This is a genomic window from Paenibacillus aceris, assembly GCF_017874035.1.
GTDB classification, from domain to species: Bacteria; Bacillota; Bacilli; order Paenibacillales; family NBRC-103111; genus Paenibacillus_E; species Paenibacillus_E aceris.
In genome coordinates, this window is record NZ_JAGGKV010000017.1 from 19,775 (window position 1) to 31,248 (window position 11,474).

General features: G+C 46.8%; 10 protein-coding genes. 4 read left to right on the forward strand and 6 right to left on the reverse strand.

What is annotated here, in order from left to right; translation table 11 throughout:
• The 6 genes from J2Z65_RS24930 to J2Z65_RS24955 all read right to left on the reverse strand — a co-directional run bounded on the left by J2Z65_RS24930 (nt 1) and on the right by J2Z65_RS24955 (nt 8,128).
• The gene (locus J2Z65_RS24930; protein ID WP_167055863.1) at nt 1-1,788 is read right to left on the reverse strand and encodes a histidine kinase; all 1,788 of its coding nucleotides are present in this window, start codon (nt 1,786-1,788) and stop codon (nt 1-3) included.
• 121 nt (nt 1,789-1,909) lie between these two features.
• The gene (locus J2Z65_RS24935; RefSeq protein WP_167055859.1) at nt 1,910-3,256 is read right to left on the reverse strand and encodes an ABC transporter substrate-binding protein; all 1,347 of its coding nucleotides are present in this window, start codon (nt 3,254-3,256) and stop codon (nt 1,910-1,912) included.
• A 126-nt stretch (nt 3,257-3,382) separates the two neighbouring features.
• On the reverse strand, nt 3,383-4,210 hold the full coding sequence (locus J2Z65_RS24940; protein WP_167055856.1) for a carbohydrate ABC transporter permease: 828 nt from the start codon (nt 4,208-4,210) through the stop codon (nt 3,383-3,385).
• 19 nt (nt 4,211-4,229) lie between these two features.
• Entirely contained in the window at nt 4,230-5,174 is a 945-nt protein-coding gene (locus J2Z65_RS24945) for a carbohydrate ABC transporter permease (RefSeq protein ID WP_167055853.1), read from the reverse strand.
• Between the two features lie 172 nt (nt 5,175-5,346).
• Nucleotides 5,347-6,792: a DEAD/DEAH box helicase gene (locus tag J2Z65_RS24950; protein WP_167055850.1), complete on the reverse strand. Its 1,446-nt coding sequence runs from the start codon at nt 6,790-6,792 to the stop codon at nt 5,347-5,349.
• Nucleotides 6,793-6,961: 169 nt separating this feature from the next.
• The gene (locus J2Z65_RS24955; RefSeq protein ID WP_167055847.1) at nt 6,962-8,128 is read right to left on the reverse strand and encodes a serine hydrolase domain-containing protein; all 1,167 of its coding nucleotides are present in this window, start codon (nt 8,126-8,128) and stop codon (nt 6,962-6,964) included.
• Between the two features lie 199 nt (nt 8,129-8,327).
• Between J2Z65_RS24955 and J2Z65_RS24960 the strand changes: the two genes are divergently transcribed.
• From J2Z65_RS24960 to J2Z65_RS24975, 4 genes are all read left to right on the forward strand, one after another.
• Nucleotides 8,328-8,918, forward strand: coding sequence for a P-loop nucleotide/nucleoside kinase family protein (locus J2Z65_RS24960; protein ID WP_167055844.1), 591 nt, complete (start codon nt 8,328-8,330; stop codon nt 8,916-8,918).
• Between the two features lie 109 nt (nt 8,919-9,027).
• Nucleotides 9,028-10,026, forward strand: a complete 999-nt coding sequence (locus J2Z65_RS24965) for a LacI family DNA-binding transcriptional regulator (protein WP_167055841.1) — start codon at nt 9,028-9,030, stop codon at nt 10,024-10,026.
• Between the two features lie 442 nt (nt 10,027-10,468).
• Nucleotides 10,469-10,792: a hypothetical protein gene (locus J2Z65_RS36180; protein WP_420850782.1), complete on the forward strand. Its 324-nt coding sequence runs from the start codon at nt 10,469-10,471 to the stop codon at nt 10,790-10,792.
• On the forward strand, nt 10,774-10,956 hold the full coding sequence (locus J2Z65_RS24975; protein ID WP_167055838.1) for a hypothetical protein: 183 nt from the start codon (nt 10,774-10,776) through the stop codon (nt 10,954-10,956). The genes J2Z65_RS36180 and J2Z65_RS24975 overlap by 19 nt, the downstream gene beginning before the upstream one ends.
• The last annotated feature ends 518 nt before the right edge of the window (nt 10,957-11,474 follow it).

Below are 11,474 nucleotides of genomic sequence, written 5' to 3' on the forward strand. Positions count from 1 at the left end.
CTAGCCCTCCTTTCTTGCCTGCTGCGGAAAGCGCAGCACAATCCTTGTTCCCTGATCCGTCCCGATTTCGACTTCATAATCGAAACGATGGCCGTATATGATCCGAAGACGTTCTAATACATTGTGTAAACCAATTCCGGACAAAGTGGGGCTTCGTGAATCTTGGTGATGCTGCGCTGGTACGTTCACAAGATGTGTGCGGAGCTCTTCCAACCGTTCTTGCGTCATACCTACACCCGAATCCCTCACTTCCAGCTGCAGACGTCCATCCTCGCAGATCCTGGAAGCGATTGTAATTGCTCCCGGTTTGCTCTTAAGGCCGTGAATATAAGCATTCTCAATCAGCGGTTGAAGTAAAAACCTTGGGAGCTCAATTAGAAGCGTATCTGACGCAGCCGAGATGCGCAATTCTACCCGATCTCCGTGCCTGGAGTTTAGGAGGCGAACGTAGTGCTCGTTAATTTCAATCTCCTCGTGGAGCGGAATATATTCATTGTTACGATTGATCGTCATCCGCAAGAGCGACGATAGTGAAGAGATCAATTCCGCATTCTCCGAATCACCCTTCATCATAATCTTCAAACGAATAGAATTAAGCACATTAAATAAAAAATGCGGATTAATTTGCGCCTGCAGCATTGCAAGCTCTGCCATGCGTTTGAGCTCTTGCTCGCGGCGGTTTTCTTCCAACATGAGCTCAATACGGTCAATCATACGGTCGAACACATAACCAAGCCGCCCTACTTCATCCACTCCGCTAATGTTGGAGCGCTCGCCAAGCTGTCCGGATTCGATCCGAACCACCGTTTGAACAAGCCGCGCAATCGGCTTCGTGAGCGTTCTCACCATATAAAGTAGAATAACGGCGAATAAGATCAAGAAAAAGAGCTGAATGAGAAAATCCGTTTTCCGGAACGACTCAATTTTCTGTGCAGCTGTTTTGTAAGGACTCATGTTTATAAGCTGCCACTCCGGCGTGACATGGCTGCTAAGCAGAATGTAGTCTTCCCCTTCGACTTTCACAAAAGAGGAGCCGTCCTCCTTCGGAAGCTGGTCGAAATAAGGAAAAAGCGTTCCGATTGTTGAAGAATCTTTATCGACCAAAATCCGCCCCTGCTCATCGATGATGGCCATAGACTCCTTATTATGATATTGACTGAACAGATCTTGAAGCGATCCCGGCTCAAGTCCGACAATGACATATCCATAGGTTGTATCGTTCTTTCGGAGCGGCTTAGCTGCCGACAATAGATAAGGCTGGTTGGTCGTTTGACTGTAGTTGGGCTCTACCCCAATCCACTTTACATTATATCCTGACACTTGCTCCACATCGCTAAACCAATCTTTTTTCAGAAAATCAGTCGGATTAAAAGAGAAGGTCGTGTAGGAGGCAACGTACTCATTATTTGGCAGCAGTACCGTCACATTCAGATTGCCGAAGGAATCAATCACCGTCGACATTCTTTTAGCAATCGTCTGTTTATACTGCAAGATATCTCCCATATCTGTTCCCTCATTAGCCTTGCCTAATTCCCGGATGGACGGCTGCAGTTCCTCGTCAAATTGAATGAAATTCATGACATAAATCATGTTTTTCATTTGCGTGTTAACAATTTGACTTACGATCCGCATCGATTCCCGTGAAGAGTCCGTCACCTGCGTTCTTACCGCGTCCCGTGTAAACAGACTGGAGACATTCATAGAAACGAGCGATGGCAGAACGAGACAAACCAGAATCGTCAGCACCAATTTATTGCGTAATGATAACCTGCGAAGCCAACCCGGCACTGCGTTCTCCTGCCTTTCTGATGCACCTTTGAAAATGGGAAAAAGAGGAGCCTAGGGCCTCCTCTTTTCATTATACCAATAATCATGCTGGATTCGTTACATTTGTGGCTTTTGTTACTGCTTATTTGGCGTTGCTTTTACGGATATCTTCAATTTTTGTTTTAGCCGTTTGAATCGTTTTCTCCAAGTCCTGCTTACCTGTCAAGAACAGCTCAACTTGCGTTAAGTATTCTTTCTCTTGTTGCAGCGCGTACGTTGGAGGAACAACCAGCTTCGTTGCTTTGTTCACTTTCAAAGTTGCAAGCAAGGACTCTTTATCGATCATAGCGACTTGTTCTGGTTTACCGCTTTTCAGAATCGCGTCAACATTTTTCTCGACATCGGCTTTTTTCCAACCGGAGAAGAACAGACCTTGCGTCTGAATACCTTCAGTTGTATACCATTTCACGAAGTCGTAAGCCGCTTGTTTGTTTTTGGAGTTCGCAGCTACACCCATGAAGTCAGCGCCTACTTCTGTCAGACCGTTTGCATCCTTCGCATCATATTTCGGATATGGAGCGAATACGGTTTTGAACTTCGCGTTTTGCGCCAGCTCGCCAACCATCCAGTTACCTGTTGCCAGCATCGCTGTTTTACCTGCGTAGAATACATCACGGTAAGCCATTTTTTGCGATACAACTTCGAAGTATGGAACGGATGTTTTATCTACGTTTTCCATTTTGTTTCTCAAATCAAGGGAATAACGAACTTTCGGATTATCGATGTTTTGCGTTCCATCGGATTTCACAAGGTAAGGATTCTCCATATCATTGTTCAAACCAAGAAGCGCGTAGTCTTTCCAGTTATGGAAGTAAGAACCGTAAGCTTTCGAAGCACCTTCGCCTTTAGTCATTTTCTTAGCGTATTCCGCATACTGATCCCATGTCCACTCTGTTGGAACCGGAAGTTTCGCTTCATCCAGTTTGTCCTTGTTCAAGAGGACGAACCATTCAATCATTTTACCAGGCAGCGCATAATATTTTCCGTTGACTACCGGATCAAGCTTATATTCATCTTTAACAACAATGTTATCTTTTTTCAGGTAATCATCAAGCGGCTCCAAAATTCCTGCGCCAACACGTTGAGCGAAATCGGATGCGCTGGAATACATCACAACGTCCATTTGCTCGCCGGAAGCAGCTAGAAGGTCAAGCTTTTTCATCCCTTCTTGGGAATCGCCTTTTTCGGACATGCTTTCATACACAACTTTTACGTTCGGGTGTGTTTTGTTATATGCATCAACCGTTGCATTCCAGTTCCCTTGCGCTTCCGTGTACCAAGCTTGTACTTTAATGGTAACTGGAGCTTTCGTTCCGCCTGCTGCGCTACCGCTATCTGTTGCTGCTGGTGTTTCGCTTTTATTACCGCAGCCTGCAAGTGCAGTACTGATAGCAAGCACACCGCTTAGTACTAATAAACTCTTTTTCATAGGAACCCCTCCAAAGTAAGCAATGATTTTGTTTGAAAACCTTTACATGACCGATCGTATCAAACTTACAGTGAGCACACGAGGCACTATTTTAACCTCATGCACTCATATTTTGACTTTTCCAGCTTAGCCCTTAACGCCGCCCATGGAAATACCTTCGATAACCTGTTTCTGACCGATGATGAAAATAATCAGGAGAGGTACGATCGCCGATACGGATGCAGCCATGATCAGAGAGTAGAACTCACCGTTCAAATCAGCAAAAGACCGGATACCAAGCGGAAGTGTGAATAGATCTTTGGTTCTTAAGAAAATCAATGGATTCTGGTAATCGTTCCATGTCCAGATAAAACGCAGAATCGCATACGTAGCAATGGCCGGGCGTACAAGCGGTGTACAGATGGACCAGAAAATTCTCAAGTGTCCTGCACCGTCGATCCGCGCTGACTCCATGTACTCATCGTGAATACCGAGATAGAACTGACGAAGCATGAATGTTCCAAGAACGCTGAAGGAACCTAACAGAATCAAACCAAAGTGGCTGTCAAACAAGCCAATCCAACGGAACAGCAGGAATTGCGGAACGAGAATTGCTTGGCTGGGAATCATATAGATGGCCAAAATGAGCACGAATAGTCCATTACGGCCGCGGAATTTAATCTTTGAGAAGGCATAAGCCGCCATCGATGAAAGCAGGACGGATAACGCCGTCGTCAACACCGAAACCTTAATGGAGTTCCAGTAATACAGCGAGAATTTTGTTTCCCAAACCGCTTTATAGTTTTCAATCACATTCCAATGCTGTGGTATCCACTGGATCGGATATACGAATACGTCGGCTTCCGGTTTCAATGAAGCAGATATCATCCAGAGGAAAGGAGACATAAATAGTATGCCAACTACAAGCATTACTAATGTAAGGAGAATTTTTTTCAAATTTTGATACTTATCCATCGGGTATTCCTCCTTCTCTTTAGTAGTTCACCCATTTACGTTGTCCGACCCATTGCAACAGTGTAATCAGAAGCACTAGCACCAGAAGTACAATCGCCATAGCGGAAGCATAGCCGGATTGCAGGTTAACGAAGGCTGTTTCATATAGGCGATAAACAACCACGCTCGTGGAGTTCGCCGGACCACCCCCGGTGAGGACGGAAATAACGTCAAACGCTTTAAATGTACCGATAATCCCCGTTACAAGCAGGAAGAATGTCGTTGGCGACAAGAGCGGAACGGTAATGCTCATGAACTGTTTAAATTTCGATGCTCCGTCAATGTCCGCCGCCTCGTAGAGGTCTTTCGGAATCGACTGCAAGCCGGCCATGAAAATAATCATGTTATAACCGATACTGATCCAAATCATAAGACCCATTACGCAGTATAAAGCAACATCCGGGTCAGCAAGCCATTTCGGCGGATTCGCGAAGCCTAGATCCATTAGAATCTGGTTAATCGGCCCGTACGTCGGATGAAACAAAACTTGAAATACGATAGCTACAGCAACAACGCTGGAAATGTAAGGAATGAAGTAAACAACCTTGAAGAAATCTTTTAAATAGATCTTTTTATCGATAACGACCGCAAGAATAAGCGAGAAAATTAACGTTAAAGGAACGACGATCATCAAAATCATGTTATTTTTAAGGGACGACAGGAAGACTGTATCTTTAAAAAGCTTAATAAAGTTATCTAAGCCGAGAAATTTCACCTTGGAAAAACCGGCAACAAAGTTCCAATCCGTGAAGCTGAGGAAGAAGGAAGCTATAATTGGAAATAAAGTAAAAACAAATAGTCCAAGCACCATCGGAGCCACGAACGCATATCCGGTTAGATCCTCGCGAATTTGCTGCGTCGAACTTTTCCGTTTCACTTTTTTGGCTGAAAGGGTGCTCGAATGTGCATGTGTATTGTTGGCCATATATTATTCACCCCATGTGTTGTGTTTTCTATAGTCTACCCTGCGAGGACGAATCGGGTAAGTCAAATAATTTACTCTTTTGAGTAAATTTTTAACCTGCGGCAAGCCTTAAACACCCCCAACGAGTAAAAAAATATCCGCTAAGCCATGTGGCCTACCGGATATTCTACCCTTACTTATTTGCTTCATGCACTTTCAGCAGTTTCCCTTTGATCGTGGTATTTTTCATAATTTTAAGTACCATCGGACCCTTACCGTTCAAAATATCCACATACGAAACATTATCCTGAATCGTAATGATGCCGATATCTTCTGCCGTCACGCCTTCAATTTTGGCTAGCGTCCCGACAAAATCTACCGCCCTGATCTTCTTCTTTTTCCCGCCGTTAAAATAGAGCTTCATGATGCCCTTATTCAATTGGTCGCTTCGATCTCGCTTAATCACTGGCGTTGCCTGCATTTTCCGATCAAAAGCTGACTGGCCGTTAGCGACCCCCTCTTCGGTGGGAGCATCTTTGCGCGGAATTTCGAAGCCCAGATAGTTTTCGATATCGGACAGATACCTCAGCTCATTCGACGTTACAAAGGTAATGGCTTTCCCCGTCTTGCCTGCGCGGCCGGTTCTTCCGATGCGATGAACATAGCTTTCCTTCTCAAGCGGAAGGTCATAGTTAATGACGTGCGTAATATCCTCCACATCGATTCCTCGCGCCGCGACATCCGTAGCGACCAGGAAACGGAACTCGCCTCTCTTGAATGCGTTCATGACCAGGAAACGATCGTCCTGTACCATGCCGCCGTGGATTTTATCACAGGGGTACTCGAGGAGATCCAATTCCCGGAATACATCATCCACATGCTCTTGCGTCCTGCAAAAAATGATGCAATTATCGGGATTCTCGGTTACGAAGACATCCTTAAGCACATTAAATTTCTCAGTTTCCTTTACCGTGATCAGCGAATGCTCAATCTGTACTTTGGCTGCTTCCGGCGTTTGAATTTCAATATCTATCGGGTTATGCAAATATTGATGGCACAATTGCTCTACATCTTCCGGAAGTGTTGCTGAAAATAACATCGTCATGCGGTCCGTCGGAACCTCATCAATAATCGCTCCCACCTGCTCAATGAAGCCCATCCGCAGCATCTCATCCGCTTCATCGATGACGAGCATTTTCACTTTTTCCAGATCCAGCGTCCCCTTCTGAATATGATCCAACACCCGTCCAGGCGTGCCCACGACCACATGGCACTTCTGGTGCAGCTCCAGCTTCTGTCTGGCAAAAGGCTGCTTGCCGTACAGCGCCACCGCTTTAATCCGCTTGAACCGCCCAATGTTCGTAATATCCTGCTTCACTTGATCCGCGAGCTCTCTCGTCGGCGTCAAAACCAGCGCTTGCGGCCGATTCTCCTGCCACTCTGCCAGCTCACAAATAGGGATGCCGAACGCCGCCGTCTTCCCGCTTCCCGTGCGCGACTTCACCGTGAGATCTTTCTCCTGAAGCGCAATCGGGATCACTTCGTGCTGTACATCAGTCGGCTGCTCATAGCCTAGGCTCTGCAGTGCCCGGATAATATCCTCACTCAGTTGATAATCCGTAAAACTTCTTAATACCACTAAATAACTCCCCCTCATTAATAGGTGCATAGGAGTTAACCCCAAAACGCGCCTGTTTCTTCCCCCCACTATCTCATAAACAAACCAAAAAAACCATCAGAAGCGGCGCACGTTCGGTTTAAATTCAGCTCGAGGGGCCAAAGAAAAAGAAGCTGCCGCGGCAGCTTCTTCATCCTTCTAATTCCGTTACTTCTTTAAAAGCTTGCACAGCCTGCTCCAACTTCGCAAAGTTCTCCTCATTTTCCGGGAGCGCCTTGTCTGAACGAATCGCCTGCAGCACATGAAGCAGCAAATATTCCGGCATATCCGCATCAGTGGAATTCGCGGTTAATGCCACGATCAACTGAAGCTCAGGGACAACGAAAATGCGTCTTCCGCCCGAACCCGAGGCATAGAACATGTTGTACTGCTTTTTGCTTCCTCTTACGATTCCTTTGGGCAGCGTCTTGGTCCACCAAAACAGACCGTAGCCCCCCTGTGTACCGTTGCTGTAATTCAGGGTTACTCGCGCTTGAAGCGAATCTCGAGTCCATGTTTTTGGGACAATCGTTTGATCTTCCCACTGCCCCTGTTTCATATACAGATAGCCAATCTTAGCCATATCCCTCAGCGTTAAAGCCATTGCCCAAGCGCCAATGGTTCGTTCTCGCCCATCAGAATTCCAGCTCACCTCTGTAATGCCGAGTGGTTCAAACAAGCGGGACTTGGCATAATCGAACATCGACTCGCCTGTCGCCTTGTGCATTATAGCTGACAGTAAATGCGCATCACCATTACTATAATTAAACAGGGAGCCTGGCACCGCATATCCAGGGCGTTCCAAAATGTATTGCACCCAATCGGACGAATACATCATCTCGGTTGAGGACTTTTCATTCGTATTATCCCAATCCAAGCCTGAGGTCATGCTCAGCAAATGCTTAATTGTCATTTTGGACTTTAATGGATCACTCGCAAGCTCAGGGAAAAAATCGGTAACCCTTTGATCCAAACTGCTCAGCTTCCGCTCAGACAGGGCAATACCGACCAGCGCAGATGTTATGCTTTTGGTTACGGATTTCACATCTTGGGGGATATCTGCCTCTGTGCAGCTATTATAAGCCTCCGCAACTAAATGGCCGTTTCGAACTACCGCGATACTGCATACCTGCCCGCTGCTGAACATATCGAGCGACTTGGCTAACGTACCTGAGAACATCCCTTGTGCCTCTGGTGTGCTAGTTCTCCAACCCTTAGTCGGCCAATATTCGGCTGTTAATTTGGCATTCTCATTGACTTGTAGTGGCAATATGTTGTTGTTACCCGATTGTAACGTATTTTGTGGGGTTCCGGACATCTCTATCTATCCTTCCAGTATCGTTTTAACCCTCTCTCTATAGAAGTAAGCTTACTATGAAATTATGAAGCAAATATGACGTAAACCTTAAAGTAAGCTTAACTTAAGCTTAACGTAAGATAAATTAGGGGTGTGAAATCGCTCTTATGTTACAATATTCCTAACTATCCCTGTAACAGGACTCATATTGGAGGTTTACATGCGCAAACTCATCTTCTTCCTAGGCCCGGCAGGGGCCGGTAAAACAACACTGGCCAAAGCATGGGCCAGCAAGCATGGCGGCGCCTTTTTGGACATGGACACTTTGCTGCGCCCCGCGGCGGAAGCATTGATGACGTTAGCCGGCCAGGATCCCGAGGATCGGGATTCTCCTTTTTATAAGCAGCACTGTCGCGATCTGGGCTACCGTATCACCATGAATGCCACGCTAGAGAATCTGTCTTTAGGCTTGGATGCCGTCGTTATCGGGCCTTTTACCCGAGAAATCAATGATCCGCTGTGGCTGAACCAAGAACTATCCACTATCAGCGCGAGCCCTATAGATGTAGAGATCAAAATTGTCTACGTTTACCTTCCATCTGAGGATGCCTACCATGCGCGTATCAAAGCGAGAGGCTCCGCTCTTGATGTATGGAAGCTGGACAATTGGGCGCAATTCAGCTCCTCCCTTCGGCGGAGTGAAATCCAATGGTCGCTTAACCCCTCCTCCATTCTCTATTTCGACAATTCAGGCCCTCTTTCGTCTGACAAGTTGAAAATGCTTGAAACATTTATTCACAGTCTAAATTGACAACTTTATTTCGTAAAGTTAACTACTAGATAAATTATCTTTACAAATACACCTTTGAACTTTACAATTCAAATTGAATTTACTTTCCGCTCAAGGGGTATTTAGCCAAATGAACTCGAAAACCTCCATGCAAGACATTGCCGATCTACTGGGCATTTCCAAAAATGCTGTCTCCCTGGCCCTTAATCATAAAGCCGGCGTCAGTGAAGAACTGCGGACCCGTGTGTTTGAAGCCGCGCATCAGCTCAAGTACCGCACGGAAGCAAAGGCGAAGAAAAAGCAGAGCCACCTTCTCGTCTTATTTCCTGAATATATCCAAGATGATAAAACCTTTTATTATGAAGTGTTCTGGTCCATCGAAAAAAAAGCCAAAGAGAACGGCTACACGGCCATCATTAGCGGGGTATCGAAAGAAATGGAGCGCCTGCTGATCCTGCCCGATCTCTATCATGAGATGGCATTGGGCGGCGTATTGATCATTGGCGCCTTCCACCCAGACTACGTTAGCAAGCTAAAGGTACTGGGGACTACGCTCGTCACAGTGGATCATTGTTACGACAGCCTCCAGCTGGATGCCGTTGTGACGGCGAATGCAGAAGAGGCTTACAAAATGGTCACCCATCTCGTCCGGAAGGGGCACCGGCAAATTGGCTTTATAGGGGCTGGCAGCATGTCCAAGAACTTCAAGGAGCGATGGTATGGATTCGAAACTGCCATGTCAGATGCGGGGCTCGCGGTTGATCGGATGTCCGAAATACCGGAAAATGCTCTGGACGATTTAGCCACCTTTCTGGAGGCAATGAACAAAGACACCATGCCAAGCGCTTGGTTCTGCGCCAACGACCGGCTTGCCATTTCCCTGATTCAGCATCTGACCGCCAAAGGCTATCGCGTACCGGATGATGTTTCCGTCGTCGGCTTTGACGATATCGAGGCTGCCCAATTGGTCATGCCCCGTCTCACCACGATTCAAGTGCAGCGGGAGCAGCTTGGTTATGAAGCAGTTGAATTGTTGATTCGCAGGATCGAAAAAGGCGGCGGCCCGTCGAAAATCTCGATTTACGGCGAGCTGATCGAACGAGATTCTTGCCGGGAGATACGCGGGTAAACGAAGCATTTCTCTTTTTATGGAAAAATGGTACGCTATCGATTAGACGAAGAACGTCCTCGAACCACTCGGTTCGGGGCGTTTTTTATTTCATTCAGCGGAAGGAGGCCATCTGGCTTGGAATTTGAAACATTTGAACAAGCGCATCATAAGTTCTTGGAGGGCCACCTCGGTCGCCGAACCGGTGAGCGAAAGGGCCGCTTAGTCAGAGGGCACAATTTCGCAGAAAAATTGCTGCTTCAAAACGTATGGTGGCCCTTATTCGGAAACTTTGATAACCTGCATTCGGAAGTCGCAGTTCCTCGACTTTGCATTCCTCCCCCCGTATGGCCGCTTCGGCATTGAGTGCGACGGTTTTCAAAGCCACATTAAAGAGATGGACCGCGAAGGGTTCAGCTACGCTCTGAATCGGGATACCTTTCTCACCGGGATGGGTTGGAAAATGATCCATTTTTCCTTCGATGATATCCGGCACCGCCCCGAGATTTGCCGAATGCTGCTCCAACTGGTGATTGGCCCCAATCTGATCCGCAATTCCTTACCCTCTGCCCTTTCTCCTGATGAAAAAGAAGTGCTCCGACTGGCTATCCACCTAAGTAAGCCTATTCGTCCCATAGATCTCATCTCGCAGTGCGGGCACAATTTTCGCACAGCACGTAAACGGCTGCTCAGCCTGGCCGAGAAGGGCTTACTTCGCCCAATCGGGCACGGTAAAGTGGTTCGGTACTACGAGCTGAAGGAGGACGCTTGGCATTATTTGCTTTAGGTGCGCCGCTTCACAGGCATGTGTGGGCTGCGCGGGGCGGAGACGCAGGACGGGGACGCGGGGCGGGGCGGGGACGCGGGGCGGAGACGCGGGGCGGGACGCGCATCAAGAGCATGCTGAGGAATTTCGGCGTCGCTATGTTGCACTTTGTGCAGCCATTTTGACCTAATTCCACTGTATTTACTTGCTATGTTGCACTTTGTACAACCATTCGCTCTCAAAAACCAGCATTCAGCCCAAAACTAGCAAAATCATTGTATTTTGTACAATGAAGTGAGGAGATAGCTGCAAAACCCCTGGATAACATTGCACAAAGTGCAATATAGCCCGCACGGTGAGCCGCATGAGCGGCTCTTTGCCCCCTACTCCAATATTCCCACTCACTTCGCTAATCCGCTTCAACTATGCTGCTTCAATCATCTTTTGTATCGACTAACATTGCACTTCCCTATTCTACACTAGCTACTTTACCATCCATCGAATACACTGCCTCACCCTGCTACATTGCACTTGTGCAACCATTTTGACCTATTTGCACAGTATTTACTTGCTTGTTGCACTCTCTACAACCATTCGCTCTCAAAAACCAGCATTCAGCCCAAAACTAGCAAAATCATTGTATTTTGTACAATGAAATGAGGTGAAGCTGCAAAACCCTGCATAACATTGTACAAAGTGCAAC